The sequence below is a fragment of the Erwinia psidii genome (genome assembly GCF_003846135.1).
GTDB lineage: Bacteria > Pseudomonadota > Gammaproteobacteria > Enterobacterales > Enterobacteriaceae > Erwinia > Erwinia psidii.
The window spans coordinates 209,271-234,309 of the sequence record NZ_RHHM01000001.1; the positions used below are offsets into that span (position 1 = coordinate 209,271).

At 45.5% G+C, this 25,039-nt stretch carries 21 protein-coding genes; 19 read left to right on the forward strand and 2 right to left on the reverse strand.

The window, feature by feature from the left end:
* The first annotated feature begins 22 nt into the window (after nt 1-22).
* From EB241_RS00880 to EB241_RS00915, 8 genes are all read left to right on the forward strand, one after another.
* Nucleotides 23-928: an FHA domain-containing protein gene (locus EB241_RS00880; protein WP_124231351.1), complete on the forward strand. Its 906-nt coding sequence runs from the start codon at nt 23-25 to the stop codon at nt 926-928.
* The gene (locus EB241_RS00885; RefSeq protein ID WP_407644247.1) at nt 922-2,289 is read left to right on the forward strand and encodes a FliI/YscN family ATPase; all 1,368 of its coding nucleotides are present in this window, start codon (nt 922-924) and stop codon (nt 2,287-2,289) included. The genes EB241_RS00880 and EB241_RS00885 overlap by 7 nt, the downstream gene beginning before the upstream one ends.
* Nucleotides 2,267-2,734 carry a hypothetical protein gene (locus EB241_RS00890; protein WP_124231353.1) on the forward strand — a complete coding sequence of 156 codons (468 nt, stop codon included), beginning with the start codon at nt 2,267-2,269 and terminating at the stop codon, nt 2,732-2,734. The genes EB241_RS00885 and EB241_RS00890 overlap by 23 nt, the downstream gene beginning before the upstream one ends.
* 135 nt (nt 2,735-2,869) lie before the next feature.
* Nucleotides 2,870-3,865 (forward strand): FliM/FliN family flagellar motor switch protein, encoded by a 996-nt coding sequence (locus EB241_RS00895; RefSeq protein WP_124231354.1) that lies wholly within the window; start codon nt 2,870-2,872, stop codon nt 3,863-3,865.
* Complete coding sequence (gene sctR, locus EB241_RS00900; RefSeq protein ID WP_124231355.1) at nt 3,865-4,518, forward strand: type III secretion system export apparatus subunit SctR; 654 nt, start codon at nt 3,865-3,867, stop codon at nt 4,516-4,518. The genes EB241_RS00895 and sctR overlap by 1 nt, the downstream gene beginning before the upstream one ends.
* Nucleotides 4,519-4,533: 15 nt before the next feature.
* Complete coding sequence (gene sctS / locus EB241_RS00905; RefSeq protein ID WP_124231356.1) at nt 4,534-4,794, forward strand: type III secretion system export apparatus subunit SctS; 261 nt, start codon at nt 4,534-4,536, stop codon at nt 4,792-4,794.
* Between the two features lies 1 nt (nt 4,795).
* Nucleotides 4,796-5,593, forward strand: a complete 798-nt coding sequence (locus EB241_RS00910; RefSeq protein ID WP_124231357.1) for an EscT/YscT/HrcT family type III secretion system export apparatus protein — start codon at nt 4,796-4,798, stop codon at nt 5,591-5,593.
* A 3-nt stretch (nt 5,594-5,596) separates the two neighbouring features.
* Nucleotides 5,597-6,667, forward strand: a complete 1,071-nt coding sequence (locus EB241_RS00915; RefSeq protein ID WP_124231358.1) for an EscU/YscU/HrcU family type III secretion system export apparatus switch protein — start codon at nt 5,597-5,599, stop codon at nt 6,665-6,667.
* A 580-nt stretch (nt 6,668-7,247) separates the two neighbouring features.
* On the opposite strand, the gene EB241_RS00920 is transcribed toward EB241_RS00915, so the two are convergent.
* On the reverse strand, nt 7,248-9,227 hold the full coding sequence (locus tag EB241_RS00920; RefSeq protein WP_124231359.1) for a hypothetical protein: 1,980 nt from the start codon (nt 9,225-9,227) through the stop codon (nt 7,248-7,250).
* Between the two features lie 458 nt (nt 9,228-9,685).
* Here EB241_RS00920 and EB241_RS00925 point away from each other — a divergent pair, with 458 nt between their 5' ends.
* The 11 genes from EB241_RS00925 to EB241_RS00975 all read left to right on the forward strand — a co-directional run bounded on the left by EB241_RS00925 (nt 9,686) and on the right by EB241_RS00975 (nt 23,715).
* Complete coding sequence (locus EB241_RS00925; protein ID WP_124231360.1) at nt 9,686-9,892, forward strand: ATP-dependent helicase HrpA; 207 nt, start codon at nt 9,686-9,688, stop codon at nt 9,890-9,892.
* A gap of 74 nt (nt 9,893-9,966) precedes the next feature.
* Nucleotides 9,967-10,380, forward strand: coding sequence for an EscI/YscI/HrpB family type III secretion system inner rod protein (locus EB241_RS00930; RefSeq protein WP_124231361.1), 414 nt, complete (start codon nt 9,967-9,969; stop codon nt 10,378-10,380).
* Between the two features lie 15 nt (nt 10,381-10,395).
* On the forward strand, nt 10,396-11,106 hold the full coding sequence (gene sctJ, locus EB241_RS00935; RefSeq protein WP_124231362.1) for a type III secretion system inner membrane ring lipoprotein SctJ: 711 nt from the start codon (nt 10,396-10,398) through the stop codon (nt 11,104-11,106).
* A gap of 83 nt (nt 11,107-11,189) precedes the next feature.
* Complete coding sequence (locus tag EB241_RS00940) at nt 11,190-11,879, forward strand: hypothetical protein (protein WP_124231363.1); 690 nt, start codon at nt 11,190-11,192, stop codon at nt 11,877-11,879.
* Nucleotides 11,863-12,474, forward strand: coding sequence for an HrpE/YscL family type III secretion apparatus protein (locus EB241_RS00945; RefSeq protein ID WP_158612361.1), 612 nt, complete (start codon nt 11,863-11,865; stop codon nt 12,472-12,474). The genes EB241_RS00940 and EB241_RS00945 overlap by 17 nt, the downstream gene beginning before the upstream one ends.
* A gap of 101 nt (nt 12,475-12,575) precedes the next feature.
* On the forward strand, nt 12,576-13,304 hold the full coding sequence (gene ubiG / locus EB241_RS00950) for a bifunctional 2-polyprenyl-6-hydroxyphenol methylase/3-demethylubiquinol 3-O-methyltransferase UbiG (RefSeq protein WP_124231657.1): 729 nt from the start codon (nt 12,576-12,578) through the stop codon (nt 13,302-13,304).
* Nucleotides 13,305-13,760: 456 nt separating this feature from the next.
* Nucleotides 13,761-16,046 carry a class 1a ribonucleoside-diphosphate reductase subunit alpha gene (gene nrdA, locus EB241_RS00955; RefSeq protein WP_124231365.1) on the forward strand — a complete coding sequence of 762 codons (2,286 nt, stop codon included), beginning with the start codon at nt 13,761-13,763 and terminating at the stop codon, nt 16,044-16,046.
* 62 nt (nt 16,047-16,108) lie between these two features.
* Nucleotides 16,109-17,239 carry a class Ia ribonucleoside-diphosphate reductase subunit beta gene (gene nrdB / locus EB241_RS00960; protein WP_124231366.1) on the forward strand — a complete coding sequence of 377 codons (1,131 nt, stop codon included), beginning with the start codon at nt 16,109-16,111 and terminating at the stop codon, nt 17,237-17,239.
* Nucleotides 17,239-17,499, forward strand: coding sequence for a class I ribonucleotide reductase maintenance protein YfaE (yfaE, locus tag EB241_RS00965; RefSeq protein WP_124231367.1), 261 nt, complete (start codon nt 17,239-17,241; stop codon nt 17,497-17,499). Before nrdB ends, yfaE begins: the two co-directional genes overlap by 1 nt.
* Before the next feature lie 260 nt (nt 17,500-17,759).
* Nucleotides 17,760-23,261 (forward strand): dermonecrotic toxin domain-containing protein, encoded by a 5,502-nt coding sequence (locus EB241_RS00970; RefSeq protein WP_124231368.1) that lies wholly within the window; start codon nt 17,760-17,762, stop codon nt 23,259-23,261.
* Nucleotides 23,254-23,715: a hypothetical protein gene (locus EB241_RS00975; RefSeq protein ID WP_124231369.1), complete on the forward strand. Its 462-nt coding sequence runs from the start codon at nt 23,254-23,256 to the stop codon at nt 23,713-23,715. The genes EB241_RS00970 and EB241_RS00975 overlap by 8 nt, the downstream gene beginning before the upstream one ends.
* A gap of 64 nt (nt 23,716-23,779) precedes the next feature.
* Here EB241_RS00975 and EB241_RS00980 read toward each other — a convergent pair whose 3' ends face one another.
* Nucleotides 23,780-24,976, reverse strand: a complete 1,197-nt coding sequence (locus EB241_RS00980; RefSeq protein ID WP_124231370.1) for a nicotinamide mononucleotide deamidase-related protein YfaY — start codon at nt 24,974-24,976, stop codon at nt 23,780-23,782.
* Nucleotides 24,977-25,039: the final 63 nt, after the last annotated feature.

A 25,039-nucleotide genomic window follows, 5' to 3' on the forward strand; every position in this document is an offset into this window, starting at 1 on the left:
AGAAAAGGGGAAGAAAATCATCATGCCATATGAACTGAGGGTTCTTACCGGGCTGCATCGTGGCGCGCTGTTACCGTTATCTGGCACACAGTGGTTAATCGGCTCATCATCTGATGCCGACCTGACTTTATACGATCCCGTCATTAAAGAAAACCACTGCAGAATTAATCACACAACAACAAACTGGCAGGTAGAGGGCTTACAAGGCCCCGTGCTTACTGAAGAAGGATATCGCACCGATCGGATTGAAGATCTGACTGTTGGCACCCCTTTTTCTCTCGACGGTATATGGTTATGCATCGAAGAAGCAAACAGCCCGTGGGATGAGAAGGAAAATATCACGCAGAAGAAAGAGGAAAACCCTGTTTCGGCGCAAAACAAAGAAAATGAACGTCGAAGAAGAAGCCCTTTCCCCGCCTTAATTTGTTTTTTCCTGGCACTGACTGCCATGGTGCTGGCGATATTCAGCTCCGAAGAAAAGGTTCCCCCGGCAACGCAGCAAGCCGACTGCATACAGCCTGCTTCCCGCATATATCTTGAATCCACACAGCAAGTCAGTAACGTGTTGCAACAGATGTTCGAAGAAGCCGATTTATTCTCTCAGTTGAGCATAGAAATAAAAGACAAAGGAAACATCACTGTTAGCCTGGACAACGAAAATAAACTGCTGGAAAGCACTCACGAAGTACTTTCTCATTTTGAGAAACTTTATGACAGTGATGTACAAATCATACTGAACATTATCGATACTTTCCCATCACTACCTTTTAAGGTTATTCAGGTCGTCAAAGGCCAGTCGCCCTATTTAGTCACTGAGGATGGCCAGTATATTTTTATTAACGATCGGCTCTGCGGTATCAATTTTGTGGCAATCACAGACGATAAACTGATATTCGAGGGTAAGCAAAAAATCGAGGTAAGCTGGTGAACTCTGATTACAAGCACACCCTCAACCTGTGGCAAAGCAGTTTATATGACCGGCTTAAACAAACTGAGCTGGTCAAAAAAACGGGTTATATTACCGGAGTTAATGGCATTATTCTTAACTGTCGTCTTCCCGGCGCAAAGATTGGCGATCTGTGCAACATCCGCTGCGGCGATGAGATGCTGATGGCAGAAGTGGTGGGGTTTGAAGCCCAGCATGTCTTTCTCTCTGCACTTGATACACCTGAAGGCATCAGAGCAGGAGCGGAGGTTTACCCGCTGGGTCACAGCCACTGTGTACACATCGGTCAGTCACTTAAAGGAGGCATTTTTGATGGATTTGGCCGTCCTGTTGACGGGCAAAGCGCCACTGCGTTCGCGACGACTTTCACCTCCCGGATTGCCCCTGTCATGCACAGCGGCTCAGTCGTCACCGGGCGTCTGTGTATTGAACAGCCTGTTCATACCGGATTAAGTAGCATTGACGGTTTATTAACCCTGGGCGCTGGCCAGAGAGTGGGGATCTTTGCCGGCGCTGGCTGTGGCAAAACCAAACTCCTGGCCGAGCTGGCACGTAATATCCCCTGTGACACAATTGTTTTTGGCCTGATTGGTGAACGAGGTCGTGAACTACGCGAATTTATTGAACGCGAACTGGATGCGTGCCTGCGTCAGCGGACCATTGTGGTCTGCGCTACATCGGATCGTAGCAGTATGGAACGGGTGCGCGCCGCATTTACTGCCACAGCGATAGCAGAGGGTTTCCGGCAACAGGGTGAATCCACTTTATTAATTATCGATTCTTTGACCCGCCTGGCCCGAGCTCAGCGTGAAATCGGACTGGCTAATGGCGAGCCTCCTGGCCGTAATGGTTTTCCGCCTTCCGTCTATAATCTGCTTGCCCGACTCCTCGAAAGAAGTGGACGTACGGAAAAAGGAACAATTACTGCGCTCTACTCCGTACTTATTGAGCAGGATTCCATGCATGATCCAATTGCAGATGAAATTCGCTCCTTACTCGATGGACATATTATTCTTTCCAGAAAACTCGCCAATGTAGGACATTACCCGGCTATAGATATTTCAGCCAGCCTCAGCCGCATAATGAACAATATTACAGGAACTGAACAGCAACATATTGCCACTAATATAAGACTGTTGATAGCTGCCTATGACGAAGTGGAAATGCTGGTTCGTCTGGGAGAATATCACAGTGGCGCTGACCCTTTTACAGATTATGCCGTCAGTATCAAGCCACAGCTTGATGCAATACTGAAACAATCTTTAAAGTCACCACGCCCTATGAATTTCACATTAGACAAACTAAAAGAGGTGGTGACCCGTGCGCCATTACAACACAACTGAAGAAGACGAAGAGTATTCTGAAAACAATCAGTTGATAAAAACAGCAATGCAACTTTCACGACTTTATCATCTCAGGCATAAAAAATCATTCATGATATGGTTAAAGCAAAAGAGCGTACTGCAACAAATGAATATCACACTTGCAGCATTAAAAAATGAACTGGATTATACTTTTCATCATAGCCGCCTCACTCTTAATAAAATAAATGCAATAAATATAGAAAGAGTTTTATCAACGCATAACATAAAGAACTGGAGAAAGAGAGAGAAAGAACTGGCACAGCAGGTTAATATAAAATCATCGCACTATAACAGTCAGAGTGAGAAATGTGTCATCCAGCAGGAAAAGGTTTCTCAATGTAGTCAGCTAACACTAAAGTATGAAAAAAAAATGGAAAAGATAAAAATCATGCTTGTAACAATCAACAACAACAGTCATTTTTGAATACATTTTCCCTATACCTCCACCTGCAATTTTGACACAACCCTTTTTTAGTCAGGTTAATTTTATAACTTAACATCATGGGATTTATTTATGGCCGAGAATAATATCAAACTCCCGACAGTATCAAAGGAGTAATTGAATATCCGAAAATACCTGGAGAGCAGTCCAGCCATTACTTATTATCTTAATGAACATTCAGGATACCTGAAATTAACCCCGAAACCGCTACCAGATCATCTGCATACTGAGCAAGCGTGCTTTATATGTCATTATGGATTATTATTCATTACTAACGCAGAATACTTACTCTGCCTTATTTCCATCTGCCCTGCACTGTCTGAAAACATGAATACAGGCAAAGACGACTGGTATTGGGAATTATATAATAGCAATCTCAGCCCAGAAATGAAGGAGATATTTGGTTATCTCTATCCGACAAAACAAAAAATGCCATCAATGCTATCCTGCGCTATAGAAATAAGTATAAACAGACAAAGTGCAAAGGGATTCATCTCCATGCCCCTCCTGGCATGGAAAAAGATATTTTTACACAGCAACTGGGAAATTAATCGGGCTATTATAAACAGCCATTTTATCTATTATTTACCACTACTACTGTCTTCAACGACGTTACCTGCCGGAATGATCCAGAGTCTTCGCACAGGAGACATTCTCATTCCTGATAACCAATTTTTTAGTCCGAATGGTTTGGGAAGATTAAAGATTGGCAACAAATGGATTTATTTACAACAAAGCACTGCGGAGATTTTAACCTTTTTAGTCATTCACAATAAGGTACAGGACATGGAATCAACACAATCTGACGCTAACTACCCCGAAATTGTGTCGATATCTTCTGAAGATGTCAGTGAACAAAGACAGTTCATGGTTCAGGATACTGATTTCCCAGATCTTTCCGGTATACCTGTTACCGTCACTCTTCGGGCGGGTACACTGGAGATTACATTAGAACAGCTCCATTCGCTTGGGCCAGGATCAATACTGGCTTTTTGTGGTAGTACTCCCGGTTACGCTACCCTGTATTATGCGGAGCGACCACTTGCGCACGGAGAACTGGTTGATATTGAGGGTGAACTGGGATTAAGAATAACAAGAATGGAACGTTTTTAATGGATATACAGAATATCGATCCACATATTTTAGCGATATTTGTTGGTGCAATTTCTTTATTACCCCTGTTTATCATTATATGTACTTCCTTCCTTAAAATATCTGTTGTGTTGCTTATCGTGCGTAATGCACTTGGCATACAACAAGTACCTGCCAATATGGTGATATACAGTATCTCATTGGCAGCCACAATTTTTATTATGATGCCGGTATTCAACGAAACATGCCGAAGAATTGAAGATGTGTCACAAGGAGAAATGAACATTGAAGCAATTTATTCCAACCGTGAAAGAATCATTGAGCCGTTACAGAATTTCTTTTTGCATAATATCAATCCTGACACGCAAATCCGTTTAACCAAAGCAGCAAAAAAATTATGGCAAAAAAACGCTGAAGACCCTGTAGACCATAACAATCTGGCCATTATATTAAGTTCGTTCGTTTTATCTGAGTTACAGGCGGGTTTCAAAACAGGTTTTCTTATTTATATCCCGTTTCTAGTTGTCGACCTACTCGTTGCTAACATACTTATGGCCTTGGGTATGCAAATGGTGGCTCCGATGGTGGTTTCACTGCCGCTTAAACTCCTTCTTTTTACATTAATTGATGGCTGGAGCCGCTTACTCGAAGGTTTATTTTACAGTTATCTCTAGCGTCAGGAAATTAAGATGTATATTCTTGAAATATTGAAGCAGGGTTTCTACATATTATTACTTTTATCAGCTCCGCCTATGTTAATAGCTATTTTTGTCGGGGTTACCATTTCCTTAATCCAGTCGATGATGCAACTACAGGATGCAACACTGCCTTTTGTACTTAAACTAATATCAGTCGGCATCATGCTGTTTATTACTGGAAGATGGATATTAGACCAGATCGTACAGTTGAGTCTTAACTGTTTTGATTTGATTAGCCAGGCCAACTATTAACATGTATTATTTTTCATGGTTAAGTGAGCCACTAACCTCGCTCATTTTATGCAGCGCAAGAGTCTATATTTATATATATGTAATTTCATTATTTGCTTTCAAAGAAATAAAAGGCGTTATTCTCTACAGTATTGCATTTACTCTTACCATTACTCCGGCATTGTATATCAGTGAACAGGTAAACTTTAGTAATATCCGGGGTGCGGTTTTTTTTCTTCTGTTTATTAAAGAATTACTCCTGGGACTTATAGTGGGATTAATGCTGGCCGTTCCTTTCTGGATTTTTGAAAGCACAGGCGCTCTTTTTGACAACCAGCGTGGTGTTTTAATGGGTGAACAAATAAACCCAGCAATGACCACCAGCAATTCAGTGTCAGGTTATATTATTAAATCTATTTTCATAATCACTTTTATTTATAATAATGGATTTTCCCAGCTTGTTGCCCTGATCTGGGACAGTTATGTTTTCTGGCCGGTTGACAGTCTTTATTTCTCTCAAACAAAACAGGTAGTTACTTACTGGCTGTTGTTACTTTCAGAATCCTTTATTTCCATACTTGTTTACAGTGCTCCATTCTCTGTACTACTACTATTAATTGATTTCAGTATCGCTATCCTCAGTCTCCACAGTCCCAGAATGCAGGTAACATTAATTGCACTGCCAACAAAAATACTGATCAGTATAGCCTTCCTGATTGTTTATATACCGGGTCTGGTTAACTTATCTGAGAAACAGATAATAAGGCAGGAAAATATTATCCATAACATACCCAATATAATCAGACTAAGCAAGGACTGAACTATGGGAGAAAAAAAAGAGAAACCAACAAAAAGAAAACTGGACAAGTCAAAAAAAAAGGGGGATGTCAGCAAAAGTGAAGAAATCATATTGCTGTTAACGGTCACCGTCACTATAGAAATAATGCTCAGAATGGCAATTAACGGCCTGGAGCGACTGGAAAGACTGTATGTCATCTCATTAAGATTAACCAATCTGCCATTTAATTCAGCAATACAGATTATAACTATTTCGATGATTTCAGAATTATGTATGTTTATTTTACCCCTTGCGGGAATGGTAATCATACTAAGAATAGCTGGTAGCTGGGTACAGTTCGGGATCGTTTTCTCTCCCTCGGTGATAGCCTTAAGAATGGATCGTTTAAATCCGGCGAACAAATTAAAACAAATTTTTTCCGGAAGTCAAATAATTGAGTTGTTAATGAACTTTATAAAGTTTTTAATACTAATATATCTCACTTACCAGACTATTATTTCCAGAACAGATGATATTATTAACCTTTCGAGAGAAACTCTCAGAATGTTCCCTCTAATGCTTTGTAGCATTATGCGTGAGATACTTCACAATTTCATGATATTATTCGTTTTTTTATCTGCCTTTGATCTTTTTATAAAACGCTATTTTTTCCTGAAAAAACAAGGAATGAGCATTGAAGAAATGCGTCGTGAACTTCAGGATACGGAAGGTAATCCTCTGATTAAGTCTTACAGAAAAATATTGTCAGCGCTTCTCTCACTTCCATCTGAGTCTCGCCATGTAGAGGATCCCCCTGGCAATATTCTGAAGGACACTGACGTGGTGATTTACGATGGTTCATCTGTGGCCATCGCACTTAGCTATAAAAAAAATACGTTTTCTTTACCCCAAATCGTTTTCAATGCCAGAGGCAAAAATGCGAATTACCTGATCTGCCTTTCTAAGCAGGAAAAAGTTCCTGTTATTCACTCGACAGTTCTGGCCAATACCCTTTCTCAAGGTAAGGCTGGTGAATGTATTCCTGCCGACATTATTGAGCAAGTCGCTCATATTTATACAACACTCGATCAACAAAACCGGATAAGTGCTGAATGACCGTTCCGGGCAGCAGAGCACGTTAAGTGAATTCTGCACGTATTGTGTGAATTTTTTCAATCGCCAAAAAGAAACACATCGCCTGGTGGATTTTTATGATGCCGATCATGCCGTCATCTTCTGCAATGCACGTCGCCTGATGTGGGAGCGGTTCACTTTGCGCTGAATACTCATCGGCATGCGGCCAGTGATATTGTTCGCACAAGAAAAAACATCTGCGTTTGGCGACAGTATGATAATGAATATCATTAACATTCAGTATTTAACTACCCAACGCCAGCAGTGTTTACAGAAACATGGTGATATAGCGACATGGTAAATCAGGGGGTGCACATAGCGGTATTACTGATTACTGATTACTGATTGCAGATTGCAGATTGCAGATTGCAGATTGCAAATTGCAGATTGCAGATTGCAGATTGCAGATTGCAGATTGCAGATTGCAGATTGCAGATTGCAGATTGCAGATTACAGATTACTGATTACAGCCGATATTGCGGGCAGGCCACTGGTTTGCGAGAAATAATCACCAATAATCAAAGGCCATTATCATTAGATGATGACGGCCCTGTGGATAAAATCAATACATTTTCACCACTCTGTCATTGGATAAATTTTTATTTTCTAAATGGACTTCATCAAAATTGTAAGCATTTTCGCCAAACTCTCTCAGCCTGTTTTGACGGCGTAGATCACCTATAGTTCCCGTCGGGTATGAGTTTGACAGCTCCATAAAATTTTCATTGTGTTCAATATTTTCATTGAGTGATACGCCAGGGATACCTTGCGCATTAATTTTATAAAGGTGAAACTCCCCCCACCCAAACTCTGCTGCACCATACTCCTCCGCCCCTTTTTGACTACGTGAAACAATTAACGACGGACCGGAAGTCATTTTCTTCACCCCGCCGAAATGCATGGAGTCCCGGAAACCAATGTCCTGAGGATCGCCCCTGCGTTCAGTTCGCTCTTTTTTCTCGACCCGGTACAGTGTGTCAAAGTTGTTTCTTTCAATATACCCACGATTATTAAGATAACTTCCCTGTGGTAAATTGATGCTATCTCTTAATGGATTTTCTGGCGGTTCAATATCCTGATAGGGTGAATAAGCGACCCCACTGGAACCGGCGTTCGATCCACTAACGCTGGATCTGGAGGAGGATCGGCCTGATTCGCTCACCGGACGACCGGTTTCAGATGAAGGACCTGGCCGTGGCTCGATGTCAACAGGCGCTGGTCGCACCGGCTCTTGCTGCCGTGTCATACTCAGATCGAGAGGATGTTGCGGTAGGTCTTGTCGTGGATCAGGATACGTTTTTCCCGGTGCCTGATTCATCGGTCTGCCCGGATACATTCCACCTGGCAGCCGGGTTTGCCGCCACTCACCATTATTGTATGAGACATTCAGCACCTCTTTCCTGGTGGCAGGATCGATAATATTTGCCTGCTGGCTGTCTGTTCTGAAGTTCTGGTTAATTTCATAAACTTTACTTTCTCCCGTGCTGTCCTTATAGCGCAGTAACCATCGATCTTCGCCGGCGCCGTTTTTTATTTGATGAATACCATTTGTGCCGACACGGCTTTGCTGTATTAGCGTTTCACCATCTCTGAGGGCATATTGGCTGATATTTCCACTTTGAGAAGGTCGCAGACGATTGATTTCTGACCCAGAATATTCAGGCAATATTGCTATCTGTCCCGGACGTTCGGAGGTACGGCTGGCTGAAGTTTTTACTCGACTGTTACCGGCAACCTCTTCCTCCAGTTCGCTTTTTATCTCACCTTCAGCAAAAATTTCCCCCAAAGCCCCCACATCTGCTGCCAGTCCATCGAAGGCAAGTAACAGGCCGATCGCTTTCATATAACGATCCGAATTAGAGGCTTCATTACTTTCCTGCTGCAACGGCTGTTGTGAAAAATATTTCAGTGCCTGCACTTTATCCCTGTCGCTATACTGTCCCAGTGGTTTTGTCTCAAGTCCGGGAACCGGCCAGGTATTTGTCTTATATTCTTTACCATTTCCCAGTTGAGAATTATAAAAATCACGTCCTGCCTCCACAGGCAGTGAGGGCACAAGCGAATTACCACGCGCGTTATACACGGGATGCTGTCTGGGTGCAGAGTACTGTTCCTGTACTCTGGATTTCAGATTGTCGATAACCTGTTGGTCTTTGTACCAATCGGTTGGCAGATTGTCGGTATCATGGATATCAGCAGCGGCAAGCCCCCAGGAAAGAATGGATTCCCGCGCATCATAAGCAGTCCCATATGACGCAGTAAAATCTGATTCAGTCGCATGCCATTCTTGCTTACGGATAATACTCCCTGCTAGCTGTTTCTCCAGTGGTTTATATTCTTTTCCTCGGGGATCCTGAGTAAACTTCAGCTTGCTGGCATCAACCCTGGGAAACTGAATGGTCCTGTTATTGCCAGGTCCTGTAACTGAATATCCATCAGGGAGATCGCGTTTTGTTCGTATGTTACCTTTGACTTCAGCATCGGATGCTAATTTCAATTGCACAGCATTCATTGCAGATAATGGCGTTGAGTTAATTTTCATGACAACCTCTTATACATATGATAAATATGACACGGACAATATATTTAAACCGTTTAAGCCTAACGGTTAAATAACAAATAATTTTCAATTAATAAATCAGAAGTGCCACCACTATTATTTCAGACATATTATTATGATAAGAGGCTTTCAGCTGTGACCTCCAATATTTGGTGTTAAATTTTAAGTATTTAGTTCCATTTAACTCACTGTTATATTTCTATATTTTTAAAATAGCTTAAATAAGATCATGAAAAGGTTTTAAATTATTCTCATCTTACCGCATGAAGTGTAAACCCTGTTTATTAAATTAAAGTCTGCCTCGCCACCAGAGTATAAGCAGCATACGATCTCTGACCCTGCACAGATCCATCACTGGTATAAAAAAGTGAACTGTTTTGTTTTGTATTGCCACCAATATACCGTAACACCAATACCCTCAATCAATAAGGAGATATGATATGGCCGGTGCAGCTTCACTGGGATCATCCCTGGCATCCATGCAACTTCTGGATTCAGTTTCTGCCGCGACGACAGCGATGAATGCGGCGGCACAGTCCACCAAAATGATAACGGATACTATTAATGGCATTACCAGTTCTTTCGTTGATTCAGCCACAAAAGCACAAAACTCCATGCAGCAGGCGGGTAAAGCAATTCAGTATTGAATTTAAGTAACAGTGATTGATTATTACCCCAGTAAATGGGACGTTAAATTACATCTTTGAAGAGGTAACTTATTATGTTGATACAAAGTATTAATTCGTCACAACAAAATATCAGTGCTAATTCCCCAGTGTTCAGCGGCGCTGACTCTGTTGCAAAATCCTGTCAGCCACCATCAAATAAAAACATTCATAAACAAGGTGAATGCAATGGGAATAAACCAGGCAAAAGCGGTTCTGAATCTTCACAGAGCAATAAAACCAGCAGTAACTCAGACAGTGAATCAATTTTTAACCAGATTTTTTCAATGTTAAACAAGTTATCTCAGCAAGCTGGGCAGAGTCTTAAATCAGCCTCAGGTAGCAGTGACCCATATAATGTACTGAAAGCCAATCGTTCAATGTCTGACTACTATCTTAATAACCAGTTTTTTTCTAAAATGATAGGAAAAGTAACAAACTCTCTGGAAAAGCTGACAAGCCTGCAATAGCGTAAGCAATCAACTATGTCTGCGTTTTTAATAAAATATTTACCTGTTATTCTCCTGGTGATTTTCCTGTCGGGATGCAATGATAACTTACAGTTACATCACGACCTTTCTGAAGAGGCTGCTAATGCAGTCGTGGCTGAGCTTGAACACAGAGGTATAAAAGCCAGCAAGTATCAGGATAAAAGTGGTTATACGGTATCTGTTGCCGCATCTGATTTTTCATTTGCTGTAAAGGTCCTTCATTCCGCAGGCTTACCCCCCCAGACTCATACCAGCCTGGGGGTTATTTTTCATAAGGATGGTCTTATTTCATCACCGCTCGAAGAAAGAGCACGCTATATATTTGCGCTTTCACAGGAGCTGGAATTTACGCTTTCACAAATAGACGGAGTGGTTGTGGCCAGAGTACACGTTGTATTACCTGAACGTATTTCTTTGGCGGAGCCTGTCCAGCCTGCCTCCGCTGCCGTTTTTATCAAATACAAAAAAATAAATAACCTGGAAAAAATGAGGTCGGATATCAGAAAACTCATTATCAGCAGCCTTCCAGGTATGACAGATGCAGGCGATGAAAAACTGGCAATCTCCTTTATTCCTGCCGAACAGCTTACCGATAAACACCGGCTGACTGTCAACAGAAACACTCGTGGCATAATTTTATATTTTACCGCCTCATTTTTTTTGCTCCTTGCTTTCTTTTTTTTGATTAAAAGAAACCGAAAATGACAGCATTTACCGATGGCATCATTATGTAACAGGACTATCTAATAGCAGTCGCTTATGCCGTCCCCCGCAAAAAAATCACCAAAATGGTGAAAAGAGATGATAAGGACTTTATAACCATGCAGGATCATCATAACCAGTCAGATTTCCAGGGTGGATCGGACTCTGAACGCTGCCTTACTGAAAAGGATGCGATGCTGGCGTGGATACACTGGTGGCGGAACGGGTGGAGAAAGAGGCGGCATCTTAGCTGGCCTTTACCAACAGAATTGCTTTCGTTTGCTTATCCTCTTACTGAATCAGCTAGCAGAGAGACAACAGATCGTTTTTTTGGCATAGCACCAGTGCCGGCCCCATACCCTGCTGCTGGTTTGATCACATTAATAAAGCTACCTCAGGAAAAATGGTCTTATCTGTTCAAATTATGTTTTTCCATTTGCGCTGTTGGTCTTCCTCCCCCTTACTTTCTGGCAAATATCGATGATGAAAAATGGTGCCGTCGGGTGGCAAAAGGGTTAAAGCCCGGATTATGGCTTCCGCCTTATTTTGCCTGTCCTGAACCTGACATATACGGTATTTGGTTACTACGCTGCTGGTCAATTGAACCGGTCTGGCTACGGATGCGTTTTTGTCTGGATAAGAATAAGGTCGAAGCCGCAGAACATCCTGTGGTCGAATCTCCGCCCCTGAAAAGATTATCGACTTTATTACAGGCAGTCATTTCCCGTGTTGATGGCAGGCCGTTACAAGAGAATAAAAATGCTAAATTGCCGTAAAATTAACATTTATCCCGGCATTAAACGTCAGAAGGAATGCATCATAAGGAGGGAAAATGTTGAAAAATTCTATCTTTCTGAAGAAATTATTAATGCTGCCATACAACAGAAAAATAAAATTTTAGATGAAGCTCATGCAGAGGCTGAGGCTATTCGTCTCGACGTACGTCACAGGGTATCGCGACAGTTCTGGCAGGATGCACAGGTTTTGCTTGATGACTGGCAACGGGAACGTGAAAAAATGAAAGAGGATATTCTGCAATGTACAAAGCAGTTGCTTGCACAGGCTTTACAGTTGGCTTTTGCTAAACAGCCGACAGAAAAGAGAACAGAGGCTTTAATTCAGCATCTCAGGCGCAATTACGACGAGAAAAGCCCGGCCTCATTACTGGTTAATCCGCAACTGCGAATACAGGTTGAAAACGTTTTAAAAATGCACAGCAACAATCACTGGGAGATTATCGATGACAGTCGGCTGCAAAAAGATCAACTCTGTCTGAAAAGTACCACAGGTGACTTTTTTATCAGCTGGGAAACCGTCAAAGAGCAGTTACTGTCAGCGGTAACGGAAAATACAGACGCCACGCTAACATGAAGCGGCTCTTTCGTCTGAAGTGTCAGCAGGCGTTGAAAACGGCGCTGAAATGCCTTAATCCAATGTATACTGAAGCCAAACCTGTAGGGAGTCAGCAAACAATGAAGGCAGAACAACACAGCGTCACGGCTAATGTGGATCACAACGAAATTGCTAAATTTGAAGCGCTCGCCTCGCGCTGGTGGGATACGGAAGGCGAATTCAAACCGTTACATCGCATCAATCCGTTACGCCTTGGCTATATTGCTGAGCACAGCAACGGGCTGTTTGGTAAGAAAGTGCTGGACGTTGGCTGCGGTGGCGGCATCCTGGCGGAAAGCATGGCACGTGAAGGGGCAGAAGTTACCGGACTGGATATGGGGGCGGAACCCTTACAGATCGCCCGCCTGCACGCGCTGGAAAACGGGGTAAAAGTGGATTACGTACAGCGAACGGTTGAAGAACACGCAGAGCAATTTGCAGGTCAGTACGATGTGGTGACCTGCATGGAAATGCTGGAGCACGTGCCCGATCCTCGCTCGGTGGTTCATGCCTGTGCGCGTCTGGTAAAGCCCGGCGGCGAGGTGTTTTTCTCCACCATCAACCGCAACAGCAAAGCCTGGCTGCTGGCGATAGTGGGCGCAGAGTACGTGCTACGGATGCTGCCACGCGGCACCCATGATATTAAAAAGTTTATTCGTCCGGGTGAGCTGATCGACTGGGTAAGTGAAACCTCACTCCGTGAGCGCAATATTATTGGTCTGCATTACAATCCGCTCAGCAATAAGTTTAAACTGGCACCGGGTGTGGATGTTAACTATATGCTGCATACCCACTGTCCCGGAGACTGACAGGCCCCTCTGATGCAGGCTCTCCAGCCTGCATCAGGATGACAAGCTGCCTGATTCCGCATCCGTTTTTACACCTTTCTGAAATAGCCGGGCCTCCCGCACTGGCGATAAAACCGCAGTGAGACATGTTTATGCAGCGGCGTTTACGCAAAAAAAATCACGCATTTTCAGGGCAGTGCAAGAAAGCGGCTACCGGCCCAATGTTGAAAAAAATTCTTAAGTGGTTGACTTGCTGCATCGCCTTGAGAAACGTGGACTTAGGAAATTAGCCAGCGCCTGAACAGTAAAAGCGTGTAAAAATCAAGCCTTGTTAAGCGATGATAAATTACTAGAATACTCACCATATTGTTATCCATATTTCACCTGCCCCCTATATATAGTGTTTATCCACAATGTATTCACATCTGTGCATAAGCGGGGGATACTTTTGACTTCACGGACAGGATAAAACGCGCAATGAATCAAAGCCTGCTTGTCACTAAACGCGATGGCCGCACCGAACGTATCAATCTGGACAAAATCCACCGTGTGCTTGACTGGGCTGCTGAAGGCCTGCAAAACGTCTCCGTTTCACAGGTTGAACTGCGTTCACATATCCAGTTTTATGAAGGGATCAGAACGTCTGATATCCATGAAACCATTATCAAATCCGCTGCCGATCTGATTTCAAAGGATGCGCCGGACTATCAGTACATGGCGGCGCGTCTGGCCATTTTCCATCTGCGTAAAAAAGCTTACGGCCAGTTTGAACCGCCAAAACTCTACGATCAGGTCAAACGCATGGTTGACCTCGGTAAATACGATCACCACCTGCTGGCAGATTACAGCCAGCAAGAGTTTGAACAGATGGACGGCTTCATCGACCACTGGCGTGATATGAACTTTTCCTACGCGGCAGTTAAGCAGTTGGAAGGCAAATATCTGGTACAGAACCGCGTTAGCGGTGACATTTATGAAAGTGCACAGTTTCTTTATATTCTGGTGGCCGCCTGCCTGTTTTCCGGCTACCCACGGGAAACACGTCTGGACTATGTGAAACGCTTCTACGACGCAGTTTCCACTTTCAAAATCTCACTGCCCACGCCAATCATGGCCGGTGTGCGCACCCCAACTCGCCAGTTCAGCTCCTGCGTGCTGATTGAATGTGGCGACAGCCTGGATTCCATTAACGCCACCTCCAGCGCCATTGTTAAATACGTTTCGCAACGTGCCGGTATCGGTATTAACGCCGGGCGCATTCGGGCGCTGGGTAGTCCAATTCGTGGCGGTGAAGCCTTCCATACCGGCTGTATCCCTTTTTATAAACATTTCCAGACCGCCGTAAAATCCTGTTCTCAGGGTGGCGTTCGTGGTGGCGCGGCCACGCTGTTCTATCCGATGTGGCATCTGGAAGTGGAAAGCCTGCTGGTTCTTAAAAACAATCGTGGCGTGGAAGGTAACCGCGTGCGCCATATGGATTACGGCGTGCAGCTCAATAAGCTGATGTATACCCGCCTGCTGAAAGGTGGCGATATCACCCTGTTCAGCCCGTCGGATGTACCGGGACTGTACGATGCTTTTTTTGCCGATCAGGATGAATTCGAGCGTCTTTATACGCAATATGAGAAAGATGACAGCATCCGTAAGCAGCGTGTAAAAGCGGTTGATCTGTTCTCACTGATGATGCAGGAACGTGCCTCCACTGGCCGTATTTACATCCAGAACGTCGACCACTGCAACACGCACAGCCCGTTCGATCCATCCATCGCGCCAGTGCGTCAGTCCAATCTTTGTCTGGAAATCGCCCTGCCCACTAAACCGCTGATGGATGTTAACGACGAAAACGGCGAAATCGCCCTGTGTACGCTGTCAGCCTTTAACCTGGGAGCGATTGACAGCCTGGACGATCTGGAGGAACTGGCCACCCTCGCCGTGCGCGCGCTGGATGCACTGCTCGATTACCAGGATTACCCTATTCCGGCGGCGAAACGTGGGGCAATGGGACGCCGCACGCTGGGTATTGGCGTAATCAACTTTGCCTACTATCTGGCAAAACACGGCGTGCGTTACTCTGACGGCAGCGCAAACAACCTGACGCACAAAACGTTTGAAGCCATTCAGTATTACCTGCTGAAGGCCTCTAACGCGCTGGCAAAGGAACAGGGTGCCTGCGCATGGTTTAATGAAACCACCTATGCGCAAGGTATCCTGCCTGTCGATACCTACAAGAAAGATCTGGATGCGATCGTCAGCGAACCATTACACCTGGACTGGGAAACGCTGCGTGAGGAAATCAAAACCCACGGTCTGCGTAATTCAACCCTGTCTGCCCTGATGCCGTCAGAAACCTCTTCGCAGATTTCCAACGCCACCAACGGTATTGAACCACCGCGCGGGCACATCAGCATTAAAGCCTCTAAAGATGGCATTCTGCGTCAGGTAGTACCTGAGTATGAGCGTCTGAAAAACCACTATGAGCTGTTATGGGAAATGCCGAATAACGACGGTTATCTGCAACTGGTTGGCCTGATGCAGAAATTTATCGATCAGGCCATTTCATCCAATACCAACTACGATCCGACCCGTTTTGCCAATGGACGTGTGCCAATGAAGCAACTGTTAAAGGATCTGCTGACCGCCTACAAATTTGGCGTGAAGACACTTTACTATCAGAACACCCGCGATGGTGCAGAAGATGCACAGGACGATCTGGCACCGTCCGTTCAGGATGACGGATGTGAAAGCGGTGCCTGCAAAATTTAACTTCAGGCGGGGCGATATTTTTCGTCCCGTTTCCCGAACATGGTCTTACTGGATTACTGCTAATGGCTTACACCACGTTCTCGCAAAATAAAAACAACCAGCTGGACGAACCGATGTTCTTCGGTCAGTCAGTTAACGTTGCCCGCTACGATCAGCAAAAGTATGACATTTTTGAAAAGCTGATTGAAAAACAGCTCTCCTTCTTCTGGCGTCCTGAAGAGGTCGACGTCTCACGCGATCGTATCGACTATCAGGGGTTGCCGGATCATGAAAAACATATTTTTATCAGCAATCTGAAGTATCAGACGCTGCTGGACTCCATTCAGGGTCGCAGCCCCAACGTGGCCCTGCTGCCGCTGATTTCCATTCCTGAGCTGGAAACCTGGGTGGAAACCTGGGCGTTTTCTGAGACCATCCATTCGCGCTCTTACACCCATATTATCCGCAATATCGTTAACGATCCGGCCATTGTGTTTGACGATATTGTCACCAATGAACAGATCCTGTCCCGTGCCAAAGATATCTCCGGCTACTATGACGATTTGATCGAAATGACCAGCTACTGGCATTTGCTGGGTGAAGGCTCGCATCAGATCAACGGCAAAACCGTTACCGTTAATCTGCGTGCGCTGAAAAAGCAGCTCTATATCTGTCTTATGAGCGTCAACGCGCTGGAAGCGATCCGCTTCTACGTCAGCTTTGCCTGCTCGTTTGCCTTTGCCGAGCGCGAACTGATGGAAGGTAACGCAAAAATTATCCGTCTGATCGCCCGTGATGAGGCGCTGCATCTTACCGGTACCCAGCACATGCTAAATCTGTTACGCAGCGGTGAAGACGACCCTGAAATGGCAGATATCGCCAAAGAGTGCCGTCAGCAGTGCTACGACCTGTTCGTACAGGCTGCGCAACAGGAAAAAGAGTGGGCGGAATATCTGTTCCGTGATGGCTCGATGATCGGGCTGAATAAAGATATTTTATGGCAGTACATTGAGTACATCACCAATATCCGTATGCAGGCCGTGGGGCTTGATCTCCCCTTCCAGACGCGCTCCAACCCCATCCCCTGGATCAACTCCTGGCTGGTGTCTGACAACGTACAGGTCGCCCCTCAGGAAGTTGAAGTCAGCTCTTATCTGGTCGGTCAGATCGATTCAGAAGTCGGCGAAAACGACTTCGACGACTTCCAGTTGTAATGGCAGGTTCGATTATTACGCTGCGTACTTCCGGTACGCAGCTGCGCTGTGAGGAAGAACATCGTTCACTGTTGGACGCGCTGGAATCCCACCATATTCCGGTTGAGTATCAGTGCCGGGAAGGTTACTGTGGCTCCTGTCGTACCCGGTTACTGAAAGGGAAGGTCTGCTACACTACTCCGCCGCTGGCCTTTGTACAGAAAGGCGAAATCCTTCCCTGCTGTTGTACCGCCAATGGAGATATAGAGATCGAGATGTAAATAACGCAGTCGCCCCAGACAGCGCCTCCCGTCACGGTCCAATCCCCCTACTGAAATCTCCGCCAGCATAATTAAATCATCGCAAAGTCGCTGTTTAACGGAACGTTAGACGCGCTAACGTCCACCAAAAGATATCCCTTTATATTATTGCATCTCAGTAAACAGATGACGTTCTGTTAATAAATTTTCGCAAACAATAAACCTCTGACGCATTGCAATTTTAAATGCATGGTTCGTTTTATTTTTGCTGGAGAGATTTAATGAAAATACATAATAATCACTTTCTTCCTCTTCCTTCTTATAATGAAGAGGTCAATAAAATAGAAAGAAATATCAGAAATGGAAAACAGGATAATCAGCAGTTTGTTAGCCTGGAAAATGTGAATCACTCACTCAGTAAAAAAGCACCACTACTCTACAAAAGAGCTAATATCTCTAATCGTTACAAGCGTCAGGCTGACACAGAGTCTCCTCCTTCCGGGTCAACAGCTACGGAAAATTCTGCCGGATTTAAATCCTCCGCGCCGTCTGCCGGGAAAGCGAAAGTGTTGTCCAGTCTGGCGAATAACAGTAGTCACATACGCGAGATACGAGCGATTGATGACACACCCAGCCACGCTAACCTGCGACCAGATGAACTCGGCCGCGCTGATGACAAACAGATCCCCACAGGCGCTAAACCGCCCTCCGCTGGCGCTAACCCGGTATATGAAAAACTTGCAGGCTTACACTATTCCGATCTCATCACACCGGCATCCTTCGCCTCAGGCACAATTCAAAGCTGGGCTAAAAAGAAATGGCACATCGATCTTGACCCTGACAAAACTGATGTCGTTACGCTGCAATATCAACCTCGCGATCCCAGTAATCCGGCCGCCGGTAATAATGCGGTAATACAACAAAAGATGACGCTGACGGAGGCCGTATTAAATAACTGGCGAGACAGCAGCGCGGACGCTCTGAGAAAGTTATTCGATGTCAGTGAATTCACTCCCGTCCCTGGATCCCTGCATATCACCGATCGCCTTGAAGATCATTACAGTGCTGCTACTGGCTTCAGGCATGAATTCGGGCAGGAGTTCTCCGGTATTTTTCGGCAAAGTTCACCACCCGCCTACACTTCCGCAACACAAATCAATATTCCCGCGAATGAACTGGTTAATGAGATCAAGGCCACCGTTCCACAAATTTACAGCAAGATCGATAATTACTGGAAATCACATAAAGAGGATTATCGCCTGCTGTCCAAAACCAGTTTCCTCAAGGCCAGTGAGCTACAGCGTGCAGAAAACAGCCTGACACAGGAGGGATATGAGCTGGTCAGCCTTGCAGCAGGTCTTCCGCGAGATAAAAGCGCTCCGTTAGCCGATGAAGAATCGATTAAAGCAAAAAATAAGCCCGATGGCCGTGTCAGTGTCGCACCGCTGAAAATTTACCGTTATACCTCTACCGATATGTTGGTGATAGGCGACCACAAAAGCGACCGTAAAATATTGTATATTCCCGGAAACTCCTCTCCTTTTCACGAATTTTCAGCCTCCGAGGGCAAAAACCTGACTACATGGTTGGCTGAGCAGGTAAAAGATCCCGCGAAGAGAGCGGTAATCGCCTCGCATTTCTATAAGGGTGATCGTCCCGACGGGATTTTTCGCAGCGGTGTAAACACAGCGCTGGAGGGGTTAGCAGACTATCCTGAACAACACAGACTCCCGTACGATCGCCCGGGTTTTACCACTGAGGGAGTATGGCAACCTGACCAGTATATCAGTACTGGTACTCCCATCGCCGGTGATATTTTCAGCAATATCGCCGATAGCTGGCAGACCCGCACTCAGCAAGAAGCCTCTGATATTCCGTCAAATGGGGCCATTGCGTTCCGGGAAGGTCTGGATTACGCCAATGATGCCGGCCAGTATCTCTGGCCGGTGGCGCTGGCTTTTCCAGCAGCGGACGTAGCTTATGGCGGCATCGGGCTGTTAAATCTGGGCCAGGGAATAGCGGATACCGCGAATGGAAATTCAGCGGAACAACGTGCTGCGGGTCTTAATCGCGCCGTGTTCGGTTTATTAAATGCAACCCCGGCGATCGGTACGGTTAAATCTGCTCTCAGTAAAGCCACCGAAGATGTTATCGCGCGTGAAGCCGTTTCTGCGATAGCAAATGAAGGGCTCCCGCGACAGGCTGTTGCTGATACGGCCTCAGTGATACCGACTTCACTCACACAACATAGTCTCCCCTCTTATGCCGTTCCAAACGGCGAGCAGTTAATACAACACGTTACCCCTGACAGCCGGGGAATTTACCAGATAAATCAGGGTCAAAACGCATCTCGCTGGTTTATTCGAAGCACCAACAACGGTGGCCAAAGTGAACTGTACGAGATTAGAAGCGATTTCATGCAGAATTCGAACTACGTCAATATCATCGATCCGCAGACCAGAAAAGCCGTGATGCTGGCACACGCCACCAGCGACGGAAACTGGATCAGGGTACCCGGACCCGGAGGGATTCGTCCTCCTGTTGGTGGGGCCTTAACCCCGGCAGGCCGTTCGGACTCTCCCCAGCCCGGCCCTTCAGGCCTCAGGAGACCGGCAAACTCTGAAGAAGAAGCGGGAACTTCAGGTGCCACGGCAGCAAAGCGTCCAACGCTTACCGAAAGAGCCTGGCAGGATCCCCTGAATCAGGTTTCTGTCGATACAATTAAATTTTCTAACGTTCAAAGAAGCAATACAACCGCTTTACATTTAGCGGTAGCACATGAAGCCTACAAAGGAAACGGCACGGTTAATTTAGCTGAGGCCGCAAAGCGGTTGCAGGATCGCTACAATTCACCCGAAACCCGCCAATCTGTTATCAAGGAGATGCAGACGTATATCAGTGACCGCCGTAATAATCCTCTGGCGCCTGTGGATTTCAGAACTATACCGAATCTGAACATACAAAAAGACTCTCTTCAGTTTGAAAATATCCAGGAGCTTGACAGTAAGTTAGAGCATATTCTGGGCCACTCTGCCCCGAGAGAGGGTGAGGCTTCATTATTGAGTTTCGCTCTGTTTGAATGCGATCCCAAAACGTACTCTAAACAGGCTCGTTCGCGGAGTCCGTTAAAAACAATTTTAGTTCAGAGAGATCCTGTACATCAAGGAGAGGCCGCCTCAGGGAAATATTATGGATACGCTCCGGCCAAAGGAAGCTTTCAGTTTAATAACTATAATGAGATGAAAGAATGGTTAAACCAGGAAGTATCATCAACAGCAAATGCGCAAGTTAAAGTATTACGCATCTATCGTGATAATCCTGCTCCAGAAAGCCAGTTAACTCACAACACATCTGTCAATACGGTCAAGCTTGGTGTGAATAAACCTTCTCACCCGACATCTTTATTATTAGCCATTGAAAAAGAAAGCTATAAAGAAAGCAATAAGGTTACGGATTTATCGACGGCCGCTGAGAAAATACAAAGTCGTTACGACTCCACAACAACGCGCAACGAACTCATTAGTGAACTGCAGGGATACGTATCGCGGCATAATGTCAATCCTCTTCAGCCGTTTGACGAAAGAAGCTTACCTCAGCTTCATGCAAATAAATCTGTTGAAAGCTTCGGGGATACTCAGGAACTTTCAGAAAAACTAAAGCATATTTTTTCAAATTCCGAACCACAAGAAAGCAAGGCTTCATTAATCAATATTTCCCTCTTTAACTGTGATGAAAAAACCTACCGGGAAAGGGCGGTAAGACTTAATCCTGTTAAAAGTCTGGCAATTCAACAAGACCCCGTACAGCCAGATAAATATCATGGCTATGATCCAAAGTCAGGTAGCTATCGCTTTGAAAATTTTGGCGAGATGGAGTCATGGTTAAACAAGCAAATTAATTCAGTAGAGTCAAACACGGTAAAAAGATTGCGCGTATACAGCAATCAATCTGCTGCTACTGTTACTGACAAAGAAAATCTCGTTAACACCGTATCAGGCTTAACGGTAAAACGTTCCGAAAATATCGCAGCTAATTCAACAGCTTTACTTCTGGCTATTGAAAATGAGGCCTACAGGACGGGTAATTATTCTGATTTACCCTCCGCAGCGCAAAGAATTCAGGATCGTTACAATAATAACGAGGAAAGATTTGCTCTGCGCCAGGAAATGCAAGAGTATTTAGTTAAGAAAAGAAACAATCCTATCGCCCCTAAGGAAATAAGAAAATTACCAAACCTCACTGAAGCGGAAAAACATCAGTTTTTTAAAGATAGTGAAGATTTAGATACAAAATTAAAATCCATTTTTGGTTCAGCACCTCCCGAAAAGGGTGATGCAGCACTCCTTAATCTGGCTCTTTTTGAATCTGATGAGAAAGAATATGCGTCACGAGGGGTCATTTTATCACCAAAAAAAGTGTTGGCCATCCAGAGAGATCTTTCGCATCCTGGCGAGGTACTGACATCGAAATATCATGCTTATGACCCAGATTCAGGCAGCTACAGTTTTAATAATTATACTGACATGAAGTCATGGGTTGATAAAAAAATCACTGATGCCGGTTCTGTAAATGCAAAAGTACTCCGTGTTTATCATAATACTCAGACCGCTGTGCCCTTCAGAATGAATACTGTTAGCGTAAAAACAATGCCAGAACTTTCTGCAAGTGGTCCGCTGTTGCTGGCAATTGAAGATGCGGCATACCGGGGAGATTCACCTCAGGAACTGGCTGCAGTAGCGGACCAGTTTCAAAATCAGTATGATTCAGCTTTGAATAAAAACAATATTAAGGAAACAGTTAACAGCTATTATCGGTCGGGTAGCGAAATCAAGAGCGACAGACCGTCAACCTCATCGTCGCCCGATATCGTATGGGGTGACAAACTCCCTGTAGCGAATCCACTGGCTCCTGAATCACGCAGAAATCTGAGTAATTTGAGCCTTGTTCCTAAACTCGTGTCTTTCAGCAAAACAGAAGAACTGAACGATGCGTTAGAATCGGCATTCGCAGGATCGGAGGATACCCCTGCAGCCCAGCTGGTTAATCTTTCTCTTTTTACACAGATGAAAATAGCCAGTGTTGGTATCAATGCAGAGAAATATTCCTATGGTATCCAGCGAGTAGAGAGTGGTAGCCAAAATTATTTAACCGATCGGTATAACGTTTACAGCCCTCAATCAGGAAGTTATGCATTTAATAACTTCACCGAGATGAAAAACTGGCTGAATGACCGGGTCGGCTACCAACAGCAGCACGATGCACCGGCAGCAGCAATGCGTATTTATCACAAACCCGTTTATGGCCCTGATAACTGGGATCCGTCTGCTATTCAGTATAAATCCGTAACGATAAAAACACCTTTTGGTGATGCGAATATAGACTTGGCAGAGGGGACATCTCGTGGAATCTCAGGCTCGGTCGGGGTGATGAGCGGACCCCATATTCCTGATGGCTATGTTACCGGATATAGCAGCAGGGCCAGAAAGGGGCTTAGTATTACAGACGAACGGACAATGCATCCGTTAGTGCATGACCTTTATGCGTCCGTTCCACCAGAAGCGCGTAGTGCCTATCACAGTAATTGTGTAGAAGCCGATATTTTAAGCAAGATAGCCTGGGATAATGCAGTAAACGATATTGACGAGCTAAAAGCATTAGTTCAGGATGCAAAAATGACTGTTTACAACAGTAAAGGTCACTATCTGCCTCCTTGCCAGTCATGCAAATACGTTGAGAATTTGCTGGGTTACAGCACAGAAAAAATGGAGGCCACATTTGTCTAGTCCAAAACAGGAAGATATTGCCGCACTGGAATCCATTGCGCAAAGGAAGGATATTGATATGATTCCTTATAACAATATCCAATATGCCCTTATCGAATTTATATCCAGTTCTCTTTTAAATAATTCACAAAAAAACACCGAATTAAATGACAGTATTTCAACCCTGGCCGATGAGCTGCTTATCCAGGCTCGTGCCTTTCTGAATAACAAAATCTCTGTACAGGAGCTGGCGCAGCTCAGGATCCAAACCTGGAAAATTTACGACACCCTGGAAGACAATAGCGCAGAAAAGAAAATGATAAGAATCGTTATTATAACGCTCTACGATGAAGAAACAGCAGAGTTTGCGACTTACGGAGCAACGCTTTTCCTGGAAAACATTTTCACGAGTTTGCTCGATTTTGGCGATGGTTTTTGTCAGAAGTTTGTCCGTTACAGCCGTTGGTATTTCTAATACTTCACAGCATCAGGCAGCCAGGCGCCCGTCAACTTCTGCGACAGGCGCCTGCTTTTCAGCGTCACTGCACCACTGTTTCCACCACATCAATCCAGCCATGTCCGGTGGAGACTTCCATGCCGTTTAGCCAGCGGCGCAGCATATTCAATGCCATCATCGCCACCACATCCTGACGCGTTTTCAGGCCGTGCCGGTTGACGTTGAACTTCACCTTTTGTCCCCAGCTTCCAGTTGGCGTATGTAGGGCAATGTTCAGATGCTCGTCTTTGAGGCTGCCGACCACCAGCGCCAGATCGGTCTGGCTGCTTTGCGCGAGAGCGTGGCTACGTGCTACCAGCTGCGCCAGCGTTTCGTTACTGGCTGGCAGCACGCTTCCCACAGCCAGCGGCGCTTCTGCCGATGCCAGCTGCCAGTGCAGGAGTCCAGAGGTAAACTGTTCACTGATTGCCAGCTGATAGTCCTCTTCTTTCAGCCGACGAGACAGCTGAGCAGGCAGTCCTTCGAAGCCTTCGAAAATCAGACTTTCCCCGGCAATTTCCCGCACCTGCTGCCAGAATTGCTGCATCTCCGGCAGCTTAGACGCCGGGCCGTTCAACTTCAGTTCTATAATCGGCATTGAGGCGCGATAGCCCATCACCACGCCTTCCGGTAGCGGCAGCGGCTCAATTTCTGATGCCAGATCGCTTTCGCCACGGCCAAAGGTGGTCAGGCGCAGGCACACCGGCTGTTCCGGCAGCGAGAAACGCGCTTTAAGGCGCGGCAGGATCTGCTGCTCCACCATCACCTTGTACTCCGAAGGGACTCCCGGCGTGAAAAAAATCCAGCTGCGGTTCAGAGTCATCGCAAAACCACAGGCCGTACCGACAGGGTTATCGAGCAGCTCCGCCCCGGCGGGAAGCTCCGCCTGCTTACGGTTACTCTCCGCCATTTTGCGGCCACGTCCGGCAAAAAAGGCTTCCATTTTCGCCAGCCAGCTTTCATGCAACACCAGCGCCACCCCGGCTGCGTTTGCCGCCGCCAGCGCACTCAAATCATCACTGGTCGGCCCAAGGCCACCGTTAACAATCAGTACATCGGCCACTTTACTGCGTTCTTTCAGCACCGTGACCAGCTCATCAAGGCTGTCACCTACCGTCTGACGGCGGGTCATCGGCAGACCATTTTGCAACAGTACCTCCGCCAGCCAGGCGGCATTGGTATCGACGATTTGCCCGTGCAGCACTTCATCGCCCGTCGCCAGCATTTCCACTCTGATCATTTCTTTCTCCGGGTCAGTGAGGGTGGTTTAACTGTATGAAGACATGTGCATAAATACAATGTT

Excerpts from the sequence above, each read along its gene's own strand:
- EB241_RS00880 (WP_124231351.1), top strand. The coding sequence starts at position 23 with ATGCCATATGAACTGAGGGTTCTTACCGGGCTGCATCGTGGCGCGCTG.
- sctR (WP_124231355.1), top strand. The coding sequence starts at position 3,865 with ATGGATATACAGAATATCGATCCACATATTTTAGCGATATTTGTTGGT.
- sctS (WP_124231356.1), top strand. The coding sequence starts at position 4,534 with ATGTATATTCTTGAAATATTGAAGCAGGGTTTCTACATATTATTACTT.
- EB241_RS00910 (WP_124231357.1), top strand. The coding sequence starts at position 4,796 with ATGTATTATTTTTCATGGTTAAGTGAGCCACTAACCTCGCTCATTTTA.
- EB241_RS00915 (WP_124231358.1), top strand. The coding sequence starts at position 5,597 with ATGGGAGAAAAAAAAGAGAAACCAACAAAAAGAAAACTGGACAAGTCA.
- EB241_RS00920 (WP_124231359.1), bottom strand. The coding sequence starts at position 9,227 with ATGAAAATTAACTCAACGCCATTATCTGCAATGAATGCTGTGCAATTG.
- EB241_RS00925 (WP_124231360.1), top strand. The coding sequence starts at position 9,686 with ATGGCCGGTGCAGCTTCACTGGGATCATCCCTGGCATCCATGCAACTT.
- EB241_RS00930 (WP_124231361.1), top strand. The coding sequence starts at position 9,967 with ATGTTGATACAAAGTATTAATTCGTCACAACAAAATATCAGTGCTAAT.
- sctJ (WP_124231362.1), top strand. The coding sequence starts at position 10,396 with ATGTCTGCGTTTTTAATAAAATATTTACCTGTTATTCTCCTGGTGATT.
- EB241_RS00940 (WP_124231363.1), top strand. The coding sequence starts at position 11,190 with ATGGTGAAAAGAGATGATAAGGACTTTATAACCATGCAGGATCATCAT.
- EB241_RS00945 (WP_158612361.1), top strand. The coding sequence starts at position 11,863 with ATGCTAAATTGCCGTAAAATTAACATTTATCCCGGCATTAAACGTCAG.
- ubiG (WP_124231657.1), top strand. The coding sequence starts at position 12,576 with ATGAAGGCAGAACAACACAGCGTCACGGCTAATGTGGATCACAACGAA.
- nrdA (WP_124231365.1), top strand. The coding sequence starts at position 13,761 with ATGAATCAAAGCCTGCTTGTCACTAAACGCGATGGCCGCACCGAACGT.
- nrdB (WP_124231366.1), top strand. The coding sequence starts at position 16,109 with ATGGCTTACACCACGTTCTCGCAAAATAAAAACAACCAGCTGGACGAA.
- yfaE (WP_124231367.1), top strand. The coding sequence starts at position 17,239 with ATGGCAGGTTCGATTATTACGCTGCGTACTTCCGGTACGCAGCTGCGC.
- EB241_RS00970 (WP_124231368.1), top strand. The coding sequence starts at position 17,760 with ATGAAAATACATAATAATCACTTTCTTCCTCTTCCTTCTTATAATGAA.
- EB241_RS00980 (WP_124231370.1), bottom strand. The coding sequence starts at position 24,976 with ATGATCAGAGTGGAAATGCTGGCGACGGGCGATGAAGTGCTGCACGGG.